The 22324-nt window shown below is 58.1% G+C and carries 20 protein-coding genes; 4 read left to right on the top strand and 16 right to left on the bottom strand.

The genetic code is table 11. The features are described from left to right. Position 1: 1 nt before the first annotated feature. On the bottom strand, positions 2–1429 hold the full coding sequence (locus CKF42_RS12595; RefSeq protein ID WP_009088686.1) for a HAMP domain-containing sensor histidine kinase: 1428 nt from the start codon (positions 1427–1429) through the stop codon (positions 2–4). A 560-nt stretch (positions 1430–1989) separates the two neighbouring features. Next, a complete protein-coding gene (purL, locus tag CKF42_RS12605; RefSeq protein WP_111208326.1) occupies positions 1990–5877 on the bottom strand; it encodes a phosphoribosylformylglycinamidine synthase in 3888 nt (1295 codons plus the stop codon). A gap of 268 nt (positions 5878–6145) precedes the next feature. Here purL and mltF point away from each other — a divergent pair, with 268 nt between their 5' ends. After that, a complete protein-coding gene (gene mltF, locus CKF42_RS12610; protein WP_046102379.1) occupies positions 6146–7612 on the top strand; it encodes a membrane-bound lytic murein transglycosylase MltF in 1467 nt (488 codons plus the stop codon). Here the strand turns inward: mltF and tadA are convergent. Both tadA and yfhb read right to left on the bottom strand, forming a co-directional pair. Beyond that, positions 7609–8100, bottom strand: coding sequence for a tRNA adenosine(34) deaminase TadA (gene tadA / locus CKF42_RS12615; protein ID WP_009088680.1), 492 nt, complete (start codon positions 8098–8100; stop codon positions 7609–7611). The genes mltF and tadA overlap by 4 nt on opposite strands. A gap of 52 nt (positions 8101–8152) precedes the next feature. Beyond that, the gene (gene yfhb, locus CKF42_RS12620) at positions 8153–8791 is read right to left on the bottom strand and encodes a phosphatidylglycerophosphatase C (protein ID WP_058958395.1); all 639 of its coding nucleotides are present in this window, start codon (positions 8789–8791) and stop codon (positions 8153–8155) included. Between the two features lie 156 nt (positions 8792–8947). Between yfhb and CKF42_RS12625 the strand changes: the two genes are divergently transcribed. Together CKF42_RS12625 and CKF42_RS12630 are read left to right on the top strand one after the other, a co-directional pair. Continuing rightward, entirely contained in the window at positions 8948–9787 is an 840-nt protein-coding gene (locus CKF42_RS12625) for a MurR/RpiR family transcriptional regulator (protein WP_009088675.1), read from the top strand. 55 nt (positions 9788–9842) lie between these two features. After that, on the top strand, positions 9843–10091 hold the full coding sequence (locus CKF42_RS12630) for a YfhL family 4Fe-4S dicluster ferredoxin (RefSeq protein WP_009088672.1): 249 nt from the start codon (positions 9843–9845) through the stop codon (positions 10089–10091). Here CKF42_RS12630 and acpS read toward each other — a convergent pair. The 11 genes from acpS to rpoE all read right to left on the bottom strand — a co-directional run bounded on the left by acpS (position 10088) and on the right by rpoE (position 19496). Further along, positions 10088–10468: a holo-ACP synthase gene (acpS, locus tag CKF42_RS12635; protein WP_009088670.1), complete on the bottom strand. Its 381-nt coding sequence runs from the start codon at positions 10466–10468 to the stop codon at positions 10088–10090. The genes CKF42_RS12630 and acpS overlap by 4 nt on opposite strands. Next, positions 10468–11199, bottom strand: a complete 732-nt coding sequence (gene pdxJ, locus CKF42_RS12640; RefSeq protein ID WP_009088667.1) for a pyridoxine 5'-phosphate synthase — start codon at positions 11197–11199, stop codon at positions 10468–10470. The genes acpS and pdxJ overlap by 1 nt, the downstream gene beginning before the upstream one ends. A 72-nt stretch (positions 11200–11271) precedes the next feature. Continuing rightward, on the bottom strand, positions 11272–12000 hold the full coding sequence (gene recO, locus CKF42_RS12645) for a DNA repair protein RecO (RefSeq protein ID WP_111208354.1): 729 nt from the start codon (positions 11998–12000) through the stop codon (positions 11272–11274). A gap of 4 nt (positions 12001–12004) precedes the next feature. After that, positions 12005–12910 carry a GTPase Era gene (gene era / locus CKF42_RS12650; protein WP_009088664.1) on the bottom strand — a complete coding sequence of 302 codons (906 nt, stop codon included), beginning with the start codon at positions 12908–12910 and terminating at the stop codon, positions 12005–12007. Positions 12911–13005: 95 nt separating this feature from the next. Beyond that, the gene (gene rnc, locus CKF42_RS12655) at positions 13006–13686 is read right to left on the bottom strand and encodes a ribonuclease III (protein ID WP_009088661.1); all 681 of its coding nucleotides are present in this window, start codon (positions 13684–13686) and stop codon (positions 13006–13008) included. 131 nt (positions 13687–13817) lie between these two features. Further along, positions 13818–14792 (bottom strand): signal peptidase I, encoded by a 975-nt coding sequence (gene lepB, locus CKF42_RS12665; RefSeq protein ID WP_009088659.1) that lies wholly within the window; start codon positions 14790–14792, stop codon positions 13818–13820. A gap of 9 nt (positions 14793–14801) precedes the next feature. After that, on the bottom strand, positions 14802–16601 hold the full coding sequence (gene lepA / locus CKF42_RS12670; protein ID WP_111208328.1) for a translation elongation factor 4: 1800 nt from the start codon (positions 16599–16601) through the stop codon (positions 14802–14804). A gap of 218 nt (positions 16602–16819) precedes the next feature. Next, positions 16820–17284, bottom strand: coding sequence for a SoxR-reducing system protein RseC (gene rseC / locus CKF42_RS12675; protein WP_111208329.1), 465 nt, complete (start codon positions 17282–17284; stop codon positions 16820–16822). Then, on the bottom strand, positions 17281–18237 hold the full coding sequence (gene rseB / locus CKF42_RS12680) for a sigma-E factor regulatory protein RseB (protein WP_009088656.1): 957 nt from the start codon (positions 18235–18237) through the stop codon (positions 17281–17283). The genes rseC and rseB overlap by 4 nt, the downstream gene beginning before the upstream one ends. Then, on the bottom strand, positions 18237–18890 hold the full coding sequence (rseA, locus tag CKF42_RS12685) for an anti-sigma-E factor RseA (RefSeq protein ID WP_009088654.1): 654 nt from the start codon (positions 18888–18890) through the stop codon (positions 18237–18239). Before rseA ends, rseB begins: the two co-directional genes overlap by 1 nt. A 27-nt stretch (positions 18891–18917) precedes the next feature. Beyond that, positions 18918–19496 carry an RNA polymerase sigma factor RpoE gene (rpoE, locus tag CKF42_RS12690; RefSeq protein ID WP_009088652.1) on the bottom strand — a complete coding sequence of 193 codons (579 nt, stop codon included), beginning with the start codon at positions 19494–19496 and terminating at the stop codon, positions 18918–18920. A 412-nt stretch (positions 19497–19908) separates the two neighbouring features. Between rpoE and nadB the strand changes: the two genes are divergently transcribed. Continuing rightward, on the top strand, positions 19909–21531 hold the full coding sequence (gene nadB, locus CKF42_RS12695; RefSeq protein WP_111208330.1) for an L-aspartate oxidase: 1623 nt from the start codon (positions 19909–19911) through the stop codon (positions 21529–21531). Here the strand turns inward: nadB and CKF42_RS12700 are convergent. Beyond that, positions 21516–22265: a tRNA1(Val) (adenine(37)-N6)-methyltransferase gene (locus tag CKF42_RS12700; protein ID WP_111208331.1), complete on the bottom strand. Its 750-nt coding sequence runs from the start codon at positions 22263–22265 to the stop codon at positions 21516–21518. The genes nadB and CKF42_RS12700 overlap by 16 nt on opposite strands. Positions 22266–22324: the final 59 nt, after the last annotated feature.

The following is a 22324-nucleotide window of genomic DNA, read 5'->3' on the forward strand; positions in this document are numbered from 1 at the left end:
GTCAGACGTTCCCGGCTGTGGTGTTCAGTTCAATTCGAAAACAGACATCCGCCTGTTCGCAGGCAACCAGCGTCAGGTCGCCCTGCATCCGGCGCAGGCAATCTTTGGCAATGCTCAGACCCAGCCCGCTGCCCTTGACCGGCCCTTTACGCTGCTGGCTGCCCTGATAGAACGGCTCAAAAATCATGGCCTGCTCTTCCGGCGGGATCGGCGTGCCGCTGTTGGCGACATCAATCCAGATCCGATCCCCCTGCTGCTGACTGCGCAGCCAGATGGTACCGGATTCGCTGCCGTAGTTCACGGCGTTCGAGTAGAGGTTATCGATGACCCGCACCAGAAGCGTGGGTTCAGCAAGACAGTGGCTGACTTTAAGGTCGACCACCGTCTGCATCATTCTGGCATGGGCCGAGAGTGCATGCGCGTTCACCACCGACCCGACCGCATCCACCACGCTGACCGGCTCCAGCCGAATCGGGCCATCGGCCAGTTTGCGGTTGTAATCAAGCAGCTGTTCAATCAGGCGCTGCAGATGGCGACTGCTGCCGTCGAGGATAGCGACCACCTCTTTCTGATCGGCATTCAGCGAGCCAGCCACCTCATCCGCCAGCAGTTCAGTGCCTTCGCGCAGGCTGGCCAGCGGCGTTTTCAGTTCATGAGAGATATGGCGCAGAAATTCATGGCGCTGCGTTTCCAGCCAGGCCAGCCGTTCGCTCAGCCAGACGATGCGCTGTCCCAGCGACCGCAGCTCACGCGGGCCACGAAACTTCACGCTGTTCCCCAGCTCCCGCCCTTCTCCCAGCCGGTTGATCATCCGCTCGATACGCTTGACCGGTCCGATAATCATGCCGGTGAACAGCGTCATCAGCGCGAGGCTGATGATAAACAGAATCAGCGCCTGCCAGCCGAAAAACTGGCCGCGATCGGCAATTTCGCGCTGCAGCTGTAAGCCGCGCGCAAACACCACTTCACGCGTGTCCTGTACCATCTGCGCGTTGGTGGCTGAAAAGCGATCCAGCGCCTCTGCGGCAACCGGCACCGGATTGCCATTATCACATTTCAGTGGCGTCAGCAGCGGCAGGGTGGCCTGCAGCGTCTGAAAGACGGGCAGTTCCGGCAGGCTGGCGCTGTGCGAACTCAGCATCTGACTGTAGCGGGTGTGCTGGGTCTGATAGAGGCGGGCCAGTGAGGCATCGTCCAGCACGCAATACTGACGATAACTTCGCTCCAGCTCCACCGCCGTGCGCGCCATCGCCTCACTGCGGCGAACATCGGTAAACGTATTGCGGTTGGTGTCAGCGGCCTGCTCGCTTAGCGCAGAGAGACTTTCCCACGCCTGCCAGGCCAGCACCAGTAAAGGCAGCAACACCAGCACGAAAGCCATCAGCACCAGCTGACGCAGAGAACGGGGAAATAAACGCCATTTTTTCACGCGGCCGCTTCCTTAAAAGAGTGCTGACAGGATGCTAGCGGACTCTGCTGACGGAAGAAAGAGGAAGAAAAGAAAACGGCAGGCTCAGTGGCCTGCCGTGGACACGACGCGCAATGCCTCGTGTAAGAATGGGTGGAGCCTTACTCAACGTTACGTCCGGTGTTTGATAACGCAAGCGATTATCGGTCAGTTGGACGGCAGGCTCCGTTTGGTGCGTCATTCGGGCTTTATGAGCTCTTTTCCGCCAGGCGGGGCAATCATAAACAGGTGAATGAGCAGCTGCAGGATTATAGCAAGTTCCGTGCCAGAAAATAAATGATTATATTTTTCAGCATATTGCCTGCCCTGGCCCGCCTCCCCGTGCGAAAAGTCTGATGATGACAGGGGCGGAGTGTCGTCCGAAAGCGACACAAAATCACATCTGTTAAGCAATCTAATAAAATCAGCAAGATAGATGTCGCCAGAAGGCGACATTGTCCTTACCGCTCTGTCGCCTTTTGCCAACAGAGGGCAAAAAAAGAGGAGGCCCGGAGGCCTCCTCTTTATTGCAGCGGATAAGATTAACCCAGCTGTCTGCGCGCGTTGCGGAAAATACGCATCCACGGGCTGTCTTCGCCCCACTCTGCCGGATGCCAGGAGTTGCTGACGGTACGGAATACGCGCTCCGGATGCGGCATCATGATGGTGACGCGACCACTTTCATTCGTCACGGCCGTGATGCCGTTTGGCGAGCCGTTCGGGTTAGCCGGATAGGTTTCGGTCACCTTGCCGAAGTTATCCACGAAGCGCAGCGCCACCAGACCTTTCGATTCCAGCGCGGCCAGATGCGCCGCATCACGCACCTCAACGAAGCCTTCACCGTGGGAAACCGCGATAGGCATGTGCGAGCCGGCCATGCCGTCCAGCAGCAGTGACGGACTGGCGGCCACTTCGACCAGGCTGAAGCGGGCTTCGAAGCGCTCAGACTGGTTACGCACAAAGCGCGGCCAGAGATCGCTGCCCGGGATCAGCTCACGCAGATTCGACATCATCTGGCATCCGTTACAGACGCCCAGCGCCAGGGTCTGCGGACGGTGGAAGAAGGTTTCGAACTCATCACGCACGCGCGGGTTGAACAGAATCGATTTCGCCCAGCCCTCGCCCGCGCCCAGCACGTCACCGTAGGAGAAGCCACCACAGGCAACCAGCGCCTGGAACTCTTCCAGACCGCGACGACCGGCCAGCAGGTCGCTCATGTGCACATCAATGGCGGTGAATCCGGCCCGGTCGAAAGCCGCAGCCATTTCCACATGGGAGTTGACCCCCTGCTCACGCAGCACGGCGACCCGTGGACGCGCACCCGTGGCGATCATCGGTGCCGCCACATCTTCCTGCGGATCGAAGGTCAGATTAACGTTCAGGCCTGGGTCGCTGTCGTTTTTCTTCGCCTCATGCTCCTGATCGGCACACGCCGGGTTGTCACGCAGGCGCTGCATCTGCCAGGTGGTCTCTGCCCACCAGGTCCGCAGCGTGGTCCGGCTTTCGCTGTAGACGGCACTCTCACCGGCACGGATCACGAAGCGATCGCCCGGTTGCGCGCTGCCCAGCAGATGCGTTGAGGCGGCAAGGCCGTGATCGGCAAGGATCTGCTCCACCGCAGCACGATCGGCGGCGTTAATCTGGATCACGGCGCCCAGCTCTTCGGTAAACAGTGCGGCCAGCGCATCGTTACCCAGCGCGGCGATGTCAACGTCGATGCCGCAGTGACCGGCAAAGGCCATCTCGGCCAGGGTCACCAGCAGGCCCCCGTCTGAGCGGTCGTGGTAGGCCAGCAGTTTCTGCTCAGCCACCAGCGCCTGAATGGCGTTAAAGAAGCCTGCCAGCTGTGAGGCATCGCGCACGTCCGCAGGCTTGTCGCCAAGCTGACGATAGACCTGAGACAGCGCGGTTGCGCCGAGGGTATTTGCCCCATTGCCAAGATCGATCAGCAGCAGCAGGTTATCCCGGTCGGCCTGCAACTGCGGCGTAACGGTGCGGCGCACATCTTCGACCCGGGCAAACGCGGTAATTACCAGCGACAGCGGAGAGGTCATCTCACGCTGTTCGGTGCCTTCCTGCCAGCGGGTTTTCATCGACATCGAATCTTTACCGACCGGGATAGTGATCCCCAGTGCCGGACAGAGCTCTTCGCCGACCGCTTTCACCGCCGCATATAAACCGGCATCTTCACCCGGATGACCGGCTGCAGACATCCAGTTTGCGGAAAGCTTCACGCGCTTCAGCGAGCCAATCTGGGTTGCCGCCAGGTTGGTCAGCGCTTCACCCACGGCCAGGCGGCCCGAGGCGGCGAAGTCGAGCAGTGCAACCGGCGAACGTTCGCCGAGGGCAAAGGCTTCACCGTGATAGCTGTCGAGGCTGGCGGTGGTCACGGCACAGTTGGCGACCGGGATTTGCCACGGGCCGACCATCTGATCGCGCGCCACCATGCCGGTCACGCTGCGGTCACCGATGGTGATCAGGAAGGTTTTTTCCGCCACGGCTGGCAGATGCAGGACACGGTTGACCGCATCAACCAGGGTAATGCCGTCACGCTGCAGCGCGTTGCCCTGCGCCTGCTGCGTTACCACATCCCGCGTCATCTTCGGCGTTTTACCGAGCAGAACGTCAAGCGGCATGTCGATCGGCTTATTATTGAAATGCGAATCTTCCAGGCTCAGGTGCAGCTCTTCGGTCGCTTCACCAATCACCGCAAACGGGGCGCGTTCGCGCTGGCAGATCGCTTCAAACTGCGCCAGCTGATCCGGAGCCACGGCCATCACATAACGTTCCTGTGATTCGTTGCACCACACTTCCAGCGGGCTCATGCCCGGCTCATCGCTCAGGATGTCACGCAGATTAAAGCGGCCGCCGCGTCCGCCGTCGCTGACCAGCTCTGGCATCGCATTGGAGAGGCCACCCGCGCCCACGTCGTGGATAAACAGAATCGGGTTCTCATCGCCCAGCTGCCAGCAGCGGTCGATCACTTCCTGGCAACGGCGCTCCATCTCCGGGTTATCGCGCTGAACGGAGGCGAAGTCGAGGTCTGCATCAGACTGGCCCGAGGCCATTGATGACGCGGCACCGCCGCCCAGACCGATGTTCATGGCCGGGCCGCCCAGCACCACCAGTTTGGCACCAACGCTGATTTCGCCTTTCTGCACATGGTCGGCACGGATATTACCGATGCCGCCTGCCAGCATAATCGGCTTGTGATAGCCGCGCAGTTCGGTGCCGTTGTGGCTGGTGACCTGCTCTTCGTAGGTACGGAAGTAGCCATTCAGAGCCGGACGACCAAATTCGTTGTTAAACGCCGCCCCGCCCAGAGGGCCGTCGGTCATGATCTCCAGCGCGCTGACGATGCGAGCCGGTTTACCGAAGTCCTCTTCCCACGGCTGCTCAAAGCCCGGGATGCGCAGGTTAGAAACGGAGAAGCCGACCAGGCCCGCCTTCGGCTTGGAGCCGCGTCCGGTTGCGCCTTCATCACGGATTTCGCCACCGGAACCGGTCGCGGCGCCTGGCCACGGTGAGATGGCCGTCGGGTGGTTGTGTGTTTCCACCTTCATCAGGATGTGTGCCGCTTCCTGATGCCAGCGATATTCGCTCTCTCCGGCGTCAGCGAAGAAGCGGCCCACTTCGGAACCTTCCATTACGGCGGCGTTATCTTTATACGCAGAGAGCACGTAGTCCGGCGTCTGCTCCATCGTGTTTTTGATCATCTTAAACAGCGACTTTGGCTGTTTTTCGCCGTCGATAATCCAGTCGGCGTTGAAGATCTTGTGACGGCAGTGCTCAGAGTTCGCCTGAGCAAACATATAGAGTTCGATATCGTTGGGGTTGCGCCCCAGCGCGGTAAAGGCCGTCACCAGGTAGTCGATTTCATCATCCGCCAGCGCCAGACCCAGCGTGGTGTTCGCCTGAACCAGCGCCTGACGGCCCTCACCCAGCAGATCGACACTCTTCACCGGCTGCGGCGTATGGTGCGCGAATAATTGCTCAGCCTGCGCCAGATCGCTGAAGACCGTTTCCATCATCCGGTCATGCAGCAGTGTGCTCAGCGCCTGCCACTGCGTTTCGGTCAGCTGCGGGGCCTGCACATAAAAGGCCAGGCCGCGTTCGAGGCGGCGAACCTGAGGCAGGCCGCAGTTGTGGGCGATGTCGGTGGCTTTGGATGACCAGGGCGAAATCGTACCGGGACGCGGGGTCACCAGCAGCAGACGGCCCTGCGGGGCATGTTCAGCAAGAGAGGGACCATATTTCAGCAGGCGCTGCAGACGGCTCTGTTCGTCTGCGCTTAACGGCGTGCTGACATCAGCAAAATGGATGTACTCGGCGTAAATATCACTCACCGGCAGATGAGCGTCCTGAAAGCGGGTCAGCAGTTTGTTTACACGAAATGCCGACAGGGCGGGCGAACCACGCAGAATTTCCATTACATAAGTCTCTCGTCAGGGCGCCGGGCGACGCTTGATTGGGCGCAACAGGGAAAACGGGGCGTATTATAGAGAAAGCGCCTTCGCGACGAAACCGTTTGCGCACAATTTTTGGCGACACGGATTTGCCTGAAATTTGCGCAAAAGCTGCTATAAAAGTTGCTCAGCGTCATTTTGTTGCGCAAAATGCCCCTCGCTCTGGGAGTTCAAAGAAGACAAATACTGCCTTTAAAAGACAGAGGCCTTAGAGCCAGCGAGAGATAACTATTTGAAACGCCTAAAATTTAATTATCTGTTTATCGGTCTGGTTGCCGTGCTGTTAGCGTTAGCGCTGTGGCCATCCATTCCCTGGTATGGGGGTGGGCAGGATGCGATTTCACAGATTAAATCACGGGGAGTGCTGCGCGTCAGCACCATCAATTCCCCCCTGACTTACTACACCGTCAATCAATCTCCGGCCGGTATGGATTATGAGCTGGCAAAACGTTTTGCTGATTATCTGGGCGTAAAGCTCAAGGTCACGGTGCGCCCTAACCTGAGCGATCTGTTCGATGACCTGGATGATGGCAAAGCTGATTTGCTGGCCGCTGGCCTGAATTACAATAGCGAACGCCTGACCCGTTATCAGACCGGGCCGGGTTACTACAACGTATCGCAGCAGCTGGTCTACCGCGTGGATAAGCCTCGCCCCAAAAACCTCGGTGACTTAAAGGGGCGGTTAACGGTCGCGTCCGGATCGGCTTACCTCTCCACGCTGAAGAGTGCCCGTTCCAATCAGTTCCCCGATCTGGACTGGGCCATCTCCACCGACCAGAGCCCGAAAGCCCTGCTGGAAGCGGTGGCAGACGGCAAGCTCGACTACACCATTGGTGACTCCGTCACCATCGCCCTGCTGCAGCGTATCTATCCGCAGCTGGCGGTGGCGTTCGACGTGACTGATGAGGAGCCGGTCACCTGGTATGTGCGGCACAGCGACGATGACAGCCTGAATGCCGCGATGCTCGACTTCTTTAATGGCATGGGTGAAGAAGGCGCGATGGCGCGACTGGAGGAGAAGTATCTCGGCCACGTCGGCACCTTCGATTATGTCGATACCCGCACCTTCCTGCGCGCGATCGACAACACGCTGCCCGACATTAAGCCGCTGTTTGAGAAGTACGCCACCAGCATTGACTGGCGGCTGCTGGCGGCGATCTCCTATCAGGAGTCACACTGGAATCCTCAGGCCACCTCCCCTACCGGCGTGCGCGGCATGATGATGCTGACGCGCAATACCGCAGAGAGCCTGGATGTGGGCGACCGCACCGACCCTGAACAGAGCATTCGCGGTGGCAGTCAGTATCTGCAGGATATGATGTCGAAAGTGCCACAGACCATCCCGGAAGATGAGCGCATCTGGTTTGCGCTGGCCGCCTACAACATGGGCTACGCTCATATGCTGGATGTGCGGAAACTCACGGCCCGCCAGGGTGGCAATCCGGACAGCTGGGCGGATGTGAAGCTGAGGTTACCGATGCTGAGCCAGAAACGCTACTACACCCAGACGACTTACGGCTATGCGCGCGGGCATGAGGCCTATAACTATGTGGAGAACATCCGCAAGTATCAGATCAGTCTGGTGGGCTATCTGCAGGAGCAGGAGAAGCGCCTGGCACGCCAGGCGGCGGAGGCAGCAGCCGAGGCCGAACTGGCCAAAGGCTATCCGGCGGTGGAGCCGAAGATCGCCATGAACTAACTCTGGCGTTGCGCCTGACGCAACGCTTTTTTCTCTTCGCGACGCATACGAAAGAAGTCGCTCAGCATCGCAGCACACTCCTCCGCCAGCACGCCGCTCGCTAACTCAACCTGATGGTTCATGCCGGGGTGCCCCAGCACATCCAGCAGCGAACCCGCCGCCCCGCTTTTCAGATCGTGCGCGCCATAGACCAGACGGGTGATCCGGCTGTGCACCATCGCCCCGGCGCACATGACGCAGGGTTCCAGCGTCACATAGAGGGTGGTTTCCAGCAGACGGTAATTTTCCAGCACCTTGCCGCCCTGACGCAGAGCCATGATCTCCGCATGAGCGGTGGGATCGTGCTGGCCGATGGGCCGGTTCCAGCCTTCGCCGATCACCCGGTCATTCTGCACCAGCACCGCCCCCACCGGCACTTCGCCCTGCTCCCAGGCCCGGCGTGCCAGGCTGAGCGCATGGCGCATCCAGTATTCATCTTGTTGTTTCATGCAGACCACTCCGGGCGACAGAAAAGCGGCGCATTATAACGGGTGCCAAAACTTATTCCAGCTGTTGCAGCTCACCTGCCGGTGTCACGCGCCAGCGATGCTGGCAGAAAAACAGCAGCGGGTTATCCTGTTTGCTGTCGCTGTAGCCGCTGTAGAGCTGTAACGGCGTGCCGATTTTCTCTTCGAGCTGGGCGACTTTTTCATGGCCGAGGCAGCGCATGGCCAGCACCCGTCCCCCCCATCCGCGCCGCATCTGACTGGCAATCAGCTTCACGCGCGGCAGAAAGGCGGAGTCATAGTAGACCTGCTCCACCAGCGACTGAGGCGATCCGGTGATCAGCCAGACATCGGCGTCATCACTGCCGAGGTAGTCGGTCAGGCGCTGCTGCACCACCGGAAAGGCGGTAACCCGCTGGCGAAACCACCGGGCAAACTCCGCCTCAAGACGCAGCAATGTCTGCTCTGAACGGCCAAAGGTAATCGACCAGAGCAGCAGGCTCATGGGCCAGCGGGCCGCCCGGCCTTTAAACAGCAGGCCGATCCCCACCACCGGCAGGAGGGGCACCACCAGCACCAGATTAAGCGGTCGCCGGCGCAGCAGATAGCGCATAAAGGTGCCGAACATGTCCTGCTGGTGCAAAGTGCCATCCAGGTCGAAAAATACGATGCGACGTTGTGTTCCCCTGGTCAAACAACTCTCCTTCGGGTCTGGTTCCGGAATAATAAAGAGTAGTGTAGCCATCATCAGGCGTAACGGCGATGAGTGTCATTTTTAATTCCGATGACTACAATGCCTGATGAATAGTTTATTCTTCTCCGATTATCCCCTGAATGATGAGGATTGGGCATGAGTTCACTGCTGCGCATTCGCCAGCTTTATCCACGTCTGGCACTGAACGAGCGCCGGCTGGCCGATTTTTTACTGTCGCAACCTGACAGGGCACGTCATCTCAGCTCGCAGAAGCTGGCAGAGGAGTCCGGCGTCAGCCAGTCGAGCGTGGTGAAGTTTGCGCAGAAGCTGGGATACAAAGGATTTCCGGCGCTGAAGCTGGCGCTGAGTGAGTCGCTGGCGGACAAGGATGCCATCACGGTGCATAACCATATTCTCAGCGACGACCCGCTCAAAATGGTGGGTGAAAAACTGCTGACCGAAAAGCTGTCGGCGATCCGCGCTACGCTGGATATCAACAGCGAAGAGAAGCTCAACGATGTGCTGCAGCTGCTGAAGAATGCCCGGCGTATTCTGCTGGTGGGGATTGGGGCGTCAGGTCTGGTGGCAAAAGACTTCTCCTGGAAGCTGATGAAGATCGGGATCAATGCCGTGGCGGAGCAGGATATGCACGCCCTGCTGGCCAGCGTCCAGGCGATGGGGCCGGGCGATGTGCTGCTCGCCATCTCCTATACCGGTGAACGGCGCGAGATCAATCTGGCCGCGCAGGAGGCCGCTGAGGTGGGTGCGGATGTGGTCGCCTTTACCGGCTTTACCCCGAATACGCTGCAGCAGAGCGCCAGTTACTGCCTCTATACGGTGGCGGAAGAGCAGAGTACCCGCAGCGCGGCGATCTCCTCGACGACGGCTCAGCTGGCCCTGACCGATCTGCTGTTTATGGCGCTGGTGCAAAACGATCCGGAGCGCGCCTCCAGCCACATTCGCCACAGCGAGGCGCTGGTGAAAAAGCTGGTCTGATCAGCGGGAGCGCGTATAATACCCGCGCTTTTTCTGTTGTTATCAGGTGGGAAACATGGCGTTATTGATTACGTCCAGATGCATTAACTGCGATATGTGCGAACCGGAGTGCCCGAATCAGGCGATCTCACTGGGCGAGGCGATCTATGAGATAGATGTCAGCCGCTGCACCGAATGTGTCGGCCATTATGAGGCGCCAACCTGTCAGCAGGTCTGCCCTATCGATAACACCATCATCGTTAACCCACAGCACACCGAATCACGCGATGCGCTGTGGGAAAAGTTTGTGCTGCTGCACGGCTAGTTTTCGATAATCACCGTGGCGCAGGCGTAGTGCCGTTCATCTGCCAGCGTCACGTGTACCCGGCTGACGCCCAGCTGCTGTGCCACTTCCGCCGCGTGCTGGAAGAAGCGTAATCCCGGTTTTCCCAGCGCATCGTTGTAAACTTCAAACTGATTAAACGCCAGGCCACCGCGAATGCCGGTACCAAAGGCCTTGGCCGCCGCCTCTTTCACCGCAAATCGCTTGGCGAGAAAACGCACCGGCTGCTGATGGGCCTGATACTGCTGCCATTCGGCTTCGCTCAGCACCCGACGCGCCAGACGATCGCCGGAGCGCTCAATCACCCCGGCAATGCGTTCAATCTCAACGATGTCCGTGCCCAGTCCCAGAATAGCCATCAGCGACGGGCTTCACGCAGCAGCTGCTTCATCTCTCTGACCGCTTCCGGCAGGCCACTCATCACCGCACGACCGATAATGGCATGGCCGATATTCAGCTCATGCATCTCCGGCAGTGCCGCAATGGGCAGGACGTTGTGGTAGGTCAGGCCGTGACCGGCATTCACCTTCAGCCCCAGGCTGGCGGCAAAGGTCGCGGCGTGGCGGATGCGGGCCAGTTCCGCCTCGCGCGCCAGCCCTTCCGGTGCTTCGGCGTAGGCACCGGTGTGAATTTCGATATAGGGCGCACCGCTGGCAACGGCGGCTTCGATCTGACGGTGGTCGGCATCAATAAACAGCGACACCAGAATGCCCGCATCACTCAGCAGTCGCACCGCTGCAGTGATCTTCTCCTGCTGCCCTGCCACATCCAGGCCGCCTTCAGTGGTGACCTCCTGACGCTTTTCCGGCACCAGGCAGCAGAAATGGGGCTGAATATCGCAGGCGATACCGATCATCTCATCGGTCACCGCCATCTCCAGATTCATACGGGTCTGGATGGTGTCGCGCAGAATACGCACGTCGCGGTCAGTGATGTGGCGGCGATCTTCCCGCAGATGCACCGTGATGCCATCTGCGCCCGCCTGCTCAGCAATAAACGCCGCCTGCACCGGATCGGGATAATTTGTCCCACGGGCGTTTCGCACCGTGGCAATGTGATCGATATTGACGCCTAACAGCAACTCAGCCATGACTATCCTCACTTCTTTTCCATCGGGGTGTTGAGTGTACCGCGCCCATGTCAGCAGGCGGTACGACCAGCGCTATTCATCTGTCTGTTCGGGCTTCTTCTTCGGGATAAACTGGCGAAACAGCTCCTGACTCTTCAGCGGCTTGCCGCCCAGATAGGGCTTCAGGGCGATGCGGGTAAAACGCTTCGCGGCGCGCAGGCTCTCCGCATCGGGAAAGTCGCGTTCATAGAGGGCACGCAGTTCGCGGCCGGTAAAGCTGCGCTGATTGAGCACCAGGCTGGCGATAAAGCCGCGCTCTTCGCGGTAGCTGTAGGTCATGTTATCCGTGATCGGCTCGCCGCTGCCCGCGCAATGCAGGAAATCGACGCCATAGCCCAGGTGACCGAGCAGCGCCAGCTCAAAACGGCGCAGGGCCGGTTCGGGCTGGCCGTGCGTTGAGGCTAGCGCCTGCAGACAGTGAAGGTAGTCGAAGAAGAGTTCCTGGAAAGGCGATTCCTGCTGCAGCACGCGAGAGACCAGCTCATTCACATAGAGACCGCAGTAGAGGGTGATGCCGCTGAGCGGCAGTGCCAGCGACACCGCTTCGGCGTTGCGCAGGGTTTTGACTTCACCCCGCCCGCTCCAGCGAACCAGCAGGGGGGTAAAAGGCTGTAACGCGCCCTTCAGCTGTGAGCGCCGGGAACGTGCGCCCTTGGCCAGAACCCGCACCCGCCCTTCATTTTCACTGAACAGGTCGAGCAGCAGGCTGGTTTCGCTGAAGGGGCGACTATGCAGCACAAAAGCGCGTTGCCAGCCTTCCATCAGATCAGAGATCGTCTGTATAACCCAGGCTGCGCAGAGCACGTTCGTCATCTGCCCAGCCGGATTTCACTTTCACCCACAGTTCGAGATGCACTTTCGCTTCGAACATCTCTTCCATGTCCCTGCGCGCTTCGGTGCCGATGGTTTTGATTTTGGCCCCTTTGTTGCCAATCACCATCTTCTTCTGCCCTTCGCGCTCGACCAGAATCAGACCGTTAATGTCGTAACCGCCCCGCTCGTTGCTCACGAAGCGTTCAATCTCCACCGTGACGGAATAAGGCAGTTCAGCGCCCAGGAAGCGCATCAGTTTTTCACGGATGATTTCAGATGCCATAAAGCGCTGTGAGCGGTCAGTGATGTAATCTTCCGGGAAGTGGTGATCGGCCTGCGGCAGATGCTTGCGGGTGATCGCCGCAATGGTATCGACGTTTTTGCCGCTTTCGGCAGAGATTGGCACGATGTCGAGGAAGTTCATCTGCTGGCTCAGGAACTGCAGATGCGGCAGCAGCACGCTCTTGTCCTGGATATTGTCAACCTTGTTGATCGCCAGGACGACCGGCACTTTGCCGTCACGCAGCTTGCCTAACACCATCTCATCGTCAGGCGTCCAGCGGGTGCCTTCCACCACGAAGATCACCAGCTCCACGTCGCCAATAGAGCTGCTGGCGGCGCGGTTCATCAGGCGGTTAATCGCGCGCTTCTCTTCCATGTGCAGACCTGGGGTATCGACGTAGATCGCCTGATATTCGCCCTCGGTGTGAATGCCCATGATGCGGTGGCGCGTGGTTTGCGGCTTACGCGAGGTGATCGACACCTTCTGCCCCAGCAGCTGGTTCAGTAAGGTGGATTTACCGACGTTAGGTCGGCCAACAATCGCGACAAAGCCGCAATAGGTAACGTTTTCGCTCATTCGAATCCTGAGTTATTCAGCGCCTGTTGTGGCGCCGAAAGAGTGCAATGTGTCTTAGCGCATCCGGCGTCCGCAGACGCCGGTATGCCGGAGTGCTATTCGAGGCCCAGCTTGATCAGCGCCTGCTCAGCGGCAGCCTGCTCAGCTTTACGACGGCTGGAGCCGACGCCGACAACCGGCTCGGCCATGCCACTCACCTGACAGTGAATGGTGAATTCCTGGTCGTGGGCTTCGCCACGCACCTGCACCACCAGATAGCTGGGCAGCGGCAGGTGTCGTCCCTGCAGATACTCCTGCAGGCGGGTTTTGGGATCTTTCTGTTTATCGCCCGGACTGATCTCATCAAGGCGTGTCCGGTACCAGTCGAGGATCAGCTGCTCTACCCGTTCGATACTGCTGTCGAGGAAGATGCCGCCAATCAGCGCTTCGACCGTATCGGCCAGAATCGATTCGCGGCGGAAGCCGCCGCTTTTCAGCTCGCCCGGCCCTAAGCGCAGGCATTCACCGAGGTCAAATTCGCGCGCCATTTCAGCCAGCGTATTGCCGCGCACCAGCGTGGCGCGCATGCGGCTCATGTCACCTTCATCAACCCGCGGGAAGCGATGATAAAGGGCATTCGCAATCACATAGCTAAGAATAGAATCGCCAAGAAATTCCAGGCGTTCGTTGTGCTTACTGCTGGCGCTGCGGTGTGTCAGGGCCTGCTGTAACAGTTCCGAATGAGTAAAAGTGTAGCCCAGTTTGCGCTGAAGCTTATTAATCAGGATGGGGTTCATGCGATTCCAGTTCTTTGTTGCGTCTGTGACTCTGCATACCAAACGGGGCTGGCTTTCCAGCACGTTCCGTTTGGTGTGCAGTGGCCTCCCAAAGGAGGCCACCCGTTTTGCCTGTTAATCAGACAATTTTATCAGTGAATACCGCCGATACGACTGAATCGTACGCCGGTTGGCCACTGGCCTTCCTGTTTCTCAAAGCTCATCCAGATAGCGACCGCTTTACCGACCAGGTTACGCTCCGGGACAAAGCCCCAGTAGCGGCTGTCGGCGCTGTTATCACGGTTGTCGCCCATCATGAAGTATTGCCCTTTCGGCACCACCCAGGTCGCCTGCGGCTGGCCCGGCTGCTGATAATACATGCCTGCCTGACTCTGCGCTTCGTTTACCAGCAGAATGTCATGCGTTACGCTTCCGATGGTCTCTTTACGGGTGCCCAGGCGCAGTCCGCCGCGCAGGGTATCGCCCTGCGGCACCTGATAAAAACCGTTACCGGTTTCGTTGCCATCAAAGCCGCTGAAGGTCTGGATAAACTTGCTTGGCTCAACGCTGGTGTAGGTCACCGGCAGCGCAGAGTCACAGGCTTTGCCCTCATCGCAGGCCGGTTTCACCGTCAGCGTCTTACTGTAAGGATCATAGATGACTTTATCGCCCGGCAGGCCAATCACGCGCTTAATGTAGTCCAGGCTCGGATCTTTCGGGTATTTAAAGACCGCGATATCGCCGCGCTTCGGCTGACCGGTTGGGATCAGCGTGGTCTGGGTGATCGGGTCTTTAATCCCGTAGGCAAACTTCTCCACCAGGATAAAGTCACCGATCAGCAGGGTTGGCATCATCGAGCCAGACGGGATCTGGAACGGTTCGTAGATAAACGAACGCACGATGAACACCACGGCCAGCACCGGGAAAACAGAGGCGGTGGTCTCCACCCAGCCAGGCTGTGAAGAGACCTTCGCCAGCGTTTTGCTGTCGAGTGCATTGCCGGTCTGCGCCTGCGCCGCGGCCTGCTTTGCACGGCGCTCCGGCGCCCATTTGAAACGATCAATTACCCAGACGATGCCAGTAATCAGCGTCGCTATCGCCAGAACCAGGGCGAACATATTAGCCATTGGAAATCCTTATTTGCTGTCCTTACCGACATGCAGAATGGCGAGGAACGCTTCCTGTGGCAGCTCAACGTTGCCAACCTGCTTCATTCGCTTCTTACCATCTTTCTGCTTCTGCAACAGTTTCTTCTTACGGCTGACGTCACCGCCATAACATTTGGCGAGCACGTTTTTACGCAGCTGTTTAACCGTTGAACGTGCGATGATGTGGTTACCAATGGCGGCCTGAATAGCAATATCAAACTGCTGACGCGGGATGAGATCTTTCATCTTCTCAACCAGTTCACGGCCGCGATAAGGGGCGTTGTCGCGGTGCGTGATCAGCGCCAGCGCATCCACGCGCTCTGAGTTGATCAGAACGTCAACGCGCACCATGTCAGAGGCCTGGAAACGCTTGAAGTTGTAATCCAGCGAGGCATAACCGCGTGAGGTCGACTTCAGACGGTCGAAGAAGTCGAGCACCACTTCTGCCATCGGAATTTCGTAGGTCAGCGCGACCTGGTTGCCGTGGTAAACCATGTTGGTCTGCACGCCACGCTTCTCAATACAGAGCGTAATGACGTTGCCCAGATACTCCTGCGGCAGCAGCATGTGACATTCCGCAATCGGTTCACGCAGCTCTTCAATGTTGTTCAGTGGCGGCAGCTTAGAGGGGCTGTCGACATAGACCGTATCACCGCTTGTGGTCACGACTTCATACACAACCGTCGGCGCGGTGGTGATCAGGTCGAGATCGTATTCACGCTCCAGACGCTCCTGAATGATCTCCATGTGCAGCAGACCCAGGAAGCCACAGCGGAAACCAAAGCCCAGCGCCGTTGAGCTTTCTGGCTCATAGAACAGCGAGGCGTCGTTCAGGCTGAGCTTGCCGAGCGCGTCACGGAAGGCTTCATAGTCATCGGAGCTGATCGGGAACAGACCGGCGTAAACCTGCGGCTTCACTTTTTTGAAGCCAGGCAGCGCTTTGTCAGCCGGGTTGCGGGCGGTGGTCAGGGTATCGCCCACCGGCGCGCCGAGGATATCTTTGATGGCGCAGACCAGCCAGCCCACTTCACCGCAGTTCAGTTCGGTACGGTCGACCTGTTTCGGGGTAAAGATGCCCAGACGATCCGCATTGTAGGTCTGGCCGGTGCTCAGGACTTTAATCTTGTCGCCTTTGCGCATGGTGCCGTTTTTCACACGCACCAGTGAGACCACGCCCAGGTAGTTATCAAACCAGGAGTCGATAATCAGTGCCTGCAGTGGCGCTTCCGGATCGCCTTCCGGCGGCGGAATATCGCGCACTAAACGTTCCAGCACGTCAGGCACGCCAACGCCGGTTTTGGCAGAACAGCGCACCGCATCGGCGGCATCAATGCCGACGATATCTTCAATCTCCTGCGCCGCGCGCTCAGGGTCGGCAGCCGGCAGGTCGATTTTGTTCAGAACCGGCACTACTTCCAGATCCATCTCAATCGCGGTGTAGCAGTTCGCCAGTGTCTGCGCTTCAACACCCTGACCGGCATCCACCACCAGCAGTGCCCCTTCACAGGCAGCCAGTGAGCGGGACACTTCATAGGAGAAGTCTACGTGGCCCGGGGTATCGATGAAATTGAGCTGGTAAGTTTCGCCGTCTTTCGCATGGTAGTCGAGTGTGACGCTCTGTGCTTTGATGGTGATGCCACGCTCACGCTCCAGATCCATAGAGTCAAGAACCTGCGCAGCCATTTCGCGGTCTGTGAGGCCACCGCAGATCTGAATAAGGCGGTCAGAGAGCGTGGATTTACCATGGTCGATATGAGCGATGATGGAGAAATTTCTTATGTGCTTCATTTATAGGGATATCTTCGCTTAAAATTCAGTTGAAAACCTGAGCACAGACACATTCAGGAAGATCGCTCTTTACCCACAATCCTGTCAGCCTCATTAATGACGACGCATATTACACTGTTAACGCCGCGCATAAAAGAATGGAACGAGGTGGAAGCGAAACAGATATCTGCGCAGGGCAGAACGGACAAAGGCCGCGGAGTGCGCGGCCTGGACGTGCATTACGCTTCGCTTTCGACACGCAGCGCATCGGGAGGTAAAGCGATGTTGAGGATCACCGGCTGAAAGGCTTCGCGATCGCCAAATTTCAGTGAAACGCCTTTGGCGATAATAAAGCCGCCAACGCCGCCCAGCAGCGCACCGCAGGCCGCCGCCAGATCGCTGCTGAACAGCGACTGAAACAGACCCGACACCAGAAAGAGGCCCAGCAGCGGCGTCATGTAGACCAGCAGCGCCGAACCGAGCAGGCTGCTCTCTCTGATGCCCAGTTCGATCCGCTGCCCCGGCTGCAGTGGCTCGCTGCTGGCGATCTGCATCACGTGAGCATTTTTCGGGCCGAGTTTATTCAGCATATGACTGCCACAGCCTTTGCGCGCCTGGCAGCTGTTGCAGGAGGTTTTTGCTTCAGTGTGCAGCGTGGCGATGCCATCCTGCCATGCCACCACGGTGGCCCATTCTCTCATCATTTCTGTGATCCCAGGTCGATGCTGTCCGCAATACGTTTAGCGGTTGAAGGCGGTATCTCGCCAATCACCGCAATCTCGTAATTATTGCGCACAACAGTCTGAACCGTACGACGCCCAGTGCGCAATGTCTGGGTAAGGCTGGTTTTATCCGCCGGCGTCACGTTGATCGCAAAACTGAACAGGCCGTCGCTGTAGAGCTTCGATTCCATATTTTTGTTCAGCGCCGGCAGCGAACGGCGATTCTGCGACACCAGTGACATCCCGGCAGGGATCCAGCCTGGCTGCCAGGTGAGCGTGACCGCATCCCCTTTCGGCACCGACAGCGACGGCGGCAGATTGGCTTTCTCCAGCCCCTGCATCAGGTTACGCACCCCCTCATCCACCGCAAAACTGATCACGCGGAACTGCTCCAGCGTTTCACCATCACGGTCAAGCAGGTCAATGCGCAGCGGCAGTTTGGTGTCGACATCCAGCCAGACCACATAGCTGTAGCGGGTCCCATCCCGTGAAACGATACGCAGTACATCACACATCTGATCGGCAATGCGCGAGCGTCCCACGGTAATAAAATCGTAGGCGCTGGCCAGCTTGCTGAAGTCAGCAAAAATCACAGACGGCAGTGCGTCAATGATGTGATTGCCGGGAAGCGAAAAGGGATCGAGGCCAGGTTCGAAGTAACTGATATCGTTGCCGCGCTGGATCACTTCCCGACGCGGCCCGTCCATCTGCAGCAGCTGAGCGAATATCCGGTTATCAATCACAGCATGACGATAGCGCAGCGATTCGATGCCGATGCGGGAGACGTTGATATAGGCGAATTCGTAGTTGAGGTTCTGGCTTGCCTGTTCCATCTGCTGCAATAGCGCCCCGGACGCCGAAGTTTGCGCCGGGGAGACAGATGACCACAACAGGCTGCCTGCCAGCAGGCTAACAGCATACCAATGCGGCTTCATTACTGCTGCTGCTGTCCTAAAGATTGGTTTCCGGGAACATCCACCTGTGCCTGTTTAGGGGCATCGGTTTCGAATTGCAGCTGATCAGCGTGCAGACGACGCTGCAGTTCATAATCCTGCAGCATCGCATTGACGCGACGACGTTGATCCTGAACCTGCTGATTAGAACTGTTGGTGTCAAACGCATCAGACGGCACGCCCAGGCTGACCGGCGACGCTTTACCCATCATCGGCAGCGTATTGAACACCGGCGAGTCAGAGGTCTGAGTCGCGCTGCCCTCAGGCTGATTGTAGTGCTGAACACCCACGATGACGGCCAGTGACACACAGGCTGCCACACCCACCTGCGTCAGCTGAGCTGCCCACGGACGCGCTTTTTTCCAGAACGGCATTTTTTCCCAGCGGGAAGGTTCTGGCTGAGCTTCAGGAATCAGCGTTGTGACAGAACGCAGCGGTTCTTTTTCGATAGCAGCAGCGACGCGCGCAGAGATATCGAAATGCAGGTGCTCACTCACGTCACCGCGCATGGTATCGCGGATGAGGTGATAGCTTGCCCAGCTTTTCTGCAGTTCTGCGTCCTTCGATAAGGCGGAAAACAGCTCGTTATCTAAGGTCTCACCATCCATTAAAGCGGAAAGTTTTTCTTTCTGCATGCCTATGTACCCTTCCAGTAGCCGTTATCACTGACGTTGGATAAGCGGTTGAACTTTGTTATCAATAGCCTCTCGCGCACGAAAGATACGTGATCGAACAGTGCCTACCGGGCAATCCATAATGACGGCGATCTCTTCATAGCTCAGGCCGTCCAGTTCCCTGAGGGTGATTGCCATACGCAAGTCCTCGGGTAGCGCCTCGATGGTACGAAAGACAATTTGTTTCAATTCGTCAGACAACATTAAGTTCTCAGGGTTCGAAATTTCTTTTAATGCACCCGCACTTTCGAAATTTTCTGCGTCAATCGCATCCACGTCGCTGGATGGCGGACGACGCCCCTGAGCAACCAGGTAATTTTTCGCTGTATTGACCGCAATGCGGTACAGCCAGGTATAAAAGGCGCTATCGCCACGGAATGAATCCAGTGCGCGATACGCTTTGATAAATGATTCCTGTACGACATCAGGCACATCGCCTGAAGGTACATAGCGTGAAACCAGGCTCGCCACTTTGTGCTGGTAACGAATCACCAGTAAGTTGAAAGCTTTTTGATCTCCCTTCTGAACCCGCTCGACAAGAACCTGATCCGTTAACTGCTCGCTCATCCGAGGTAATGTCTCCCCAAACTTTTCTTACGCATAAAGTAACTGCCAGCACATCTCATTGGTTCTGAGCAAGCATGCGCTTAGAGTTGTGATGTGGTGCGAAGTTCACTTCCCGACCTGATATTTGCCGCTCCGGAATTGATTACACAGGTTGTTCGTTTTCGTTCAGTGTAAGGAGCGCAAATCGCAGGCAGAGTAACCTATGACAACAGCTTTTTCATCATTAAATCCTCCGCCGATAATAAGTTTGGTATAGAAAACAGAGCTCAAATTGTACTGTTTATAACTTAATGATTATCGGTGATTTTTCTGAATTCACACCGTGGATCTGCGAACTTTTGTTTAAAATACTTCACAGTGACCGGCTCAGGGCTTATGCTCAGGGCAATCTTTGTTTAGTAAATTAAACATCATGACAAATGCGAATCCGGATTATCAGTGTGATGTATTGATTGTGGGCAGCGGTGCGGCGGGCCTCTCTTTAGCGCTGCGCCTGGCGAAACAGTATCAGGTCACGGTGCTCAGCAAAGCGCAGGTCAATGAAGGCTCTACGCTTTATGCTCAGGGCGGCATTGCGGCGGTGTTCGATGAGACCGACAGTATTGAAGCGCATATAGAAGATACGCTGATTGCCGGCGCCGGACTGTGCGACCGGGAGGCGGTCTCGTTTATCGCCAGCAATGCGCGGCACTGTGTGCAGTGGCTGATCGACAATGGCGTTGCCTTTGATCTCGATCCGCAGGCCTCAGGCGAGATGCGCTATCACCTGACGCGCGAAGGCGGACACAGCCATCGCCGCATTCTGCACAGTGCCGATGCCACCGGTCATGCGGTTGAAACCACGCTGGTAAGCCAGGCGCTCAGCCACCCGAACATCCGCATTCTGGAGCGCACCAACGCGGTCGATCTGATTCTCTCCGATAAAATCGGCCAGCCTGGCCCGCGCCGGGTGGTGGGTGCCTGGATCTGGAACCGTAACCGCGAGCAGGTGGAAACCTGTCAGGCGCGGGCGGTGGTGCTGGCGACCGGCGGCGCCGCCAAAGTGTATCAGTACACCACGAATCCTGACGTCGCCTCCGGTGACGGGATTGCGATGGCCTGGCGTGCGGGCTGCCGGGTCGCCAATCTCGAATTTAATCAGTTTCATCCCACCTGCCTGTTTCATCCCCAGGCGCAGAACTTCCTGCTGACTGAAGCCCTGCGCGGAGAAGGCGCCTGGCTGGTGCGTCCCGATGGCAGTCGTTTCATGCCCGATTTTGATGAGCGCGCCGAGCTGGCTCCGCGCGATATCGTCGCACGCGCCATCGATCATGAGATGAAGCGGCTGGGCGTGGACTGCATGTATCTGGATATCAGCCACCAGCCGGAAGAGTTTGTGCGCGCCCACTTCCCGATGATTTATGAAAAGCTGCTGACCTTTGGCTTCGACCTGACCCGGGAACCGATCCCGATCGTGCCTGCCGCCCACTATACCTGTGGCGGCGTGATGGTGGATCAGCATGGGCAGAGTGACGTCAGCGGCCTGTATGCCATCGGCGAGGTGAGCTACACCGGCCTGCATGGTGCGAACCGCATGGCCTCTAACTCGCTGCTGGAGTGCCTGGTCTATGGCTGGTCAGCCGCCGAAGCGCTGATCCAGAGCCTGCCAGACATAGAGGCTGTGACCACCCTGCCCGCCTGGGATGAGAGCCAGGTCGATGATGCCGATGAGCGCGTCGTCATCCAGCACAACTGGCATGAGCTGCGGCTCTTCATGTGGGATTATGTCGGCATTGTGCGTACGACGCGGCGACTGGAGCGGGCTTTGCGCCGCATCACCCTGCTTCAGCAGGAGATCGATGAGTATTACCGTCACTTCCGCCTCTCCAATCATCTCCTGGAGCTGCGGAATCTGGTTCAGGTGGCGGATCTGATGGTGCGCTGTGCGCTGGAGCGAAAAGAGAGTCGCGGACTGCACTATATTCGCGACTACCCGAACCTGCTGCCTGAGGCGCGACCGACAATTCTGACGCCGCCCGGCTACATAAAGAGATAGAACGCCCGCGTCAGGCTGCACCACTCATCCGAATAGTGGGTGTCTGCTGCGCGGATAGCGAGCCGCTCCAGCAGGGTTTCGCCTGGCTGCGGCGAAAAGCCCAGCACTACCCGGTGCGGCGGACGATGGGCATACTCCGCCACATCCAGGCGCGAACGCAGATGCCAGCCATCCGCCTCTGCCAGCGCGATAAAATCCTGGCCGATGGCGGCAGGCAGCACCACGCAGAACATCCCCTCCTCCTCAATCAGTAACGCCGCGCTGCGCAGTAACGTCTGATGGTCGAGCGAGGCTGTGGCGCGGGCGCTGTCCCGCGCTGGCGTAGAACAGGCCACGCCAGGCGCAAAGTAAGGGGGATTGCTGACGATGAGGGAGTAACGCGCGGTGGACTCCTCTGCCCAGCGGGCGATGTCGTGCTGATGCACCCGGATTCGTTCAGGCCACGGCGACTGCTGCACATTCTCCTGCGCCTGCTGCGCGGCCTCAGGCTCTAATTCAACCGCATCGATCAGCACCTGCGACGGTGTACGCTGCGCCAGCATCAGGGCAATCAGCCCGCTGCCGCTGCCGATATCCAGAATGCGCCTGACCCCGGCCACCGGTGCCCAGGCCCCGAGCAGAATGGCATCGGTTCCCACTTTCATCGCACAGCGATCGTGCGCGACAAAAAATTGTTTAAAGGTAAAACCGTTCTTGTTTAACTGTGGCCGTTCACGCGGCTTATCCTGCATCATTGTTCACTACCATCGTTTTTTCCTGCCGTCCGGCAGCGCATGAGTGTAACGTGGCAACA

It is taken from the genome of Pantoea sp. ARC270, assembly GCF_003236725.1.
GTDB lineage: Bacteria > Pseudomonadota > Gammaproteobacteria > Enterobacterales > Enterobacteriaceae > Pantoea > Pantoea anthophila.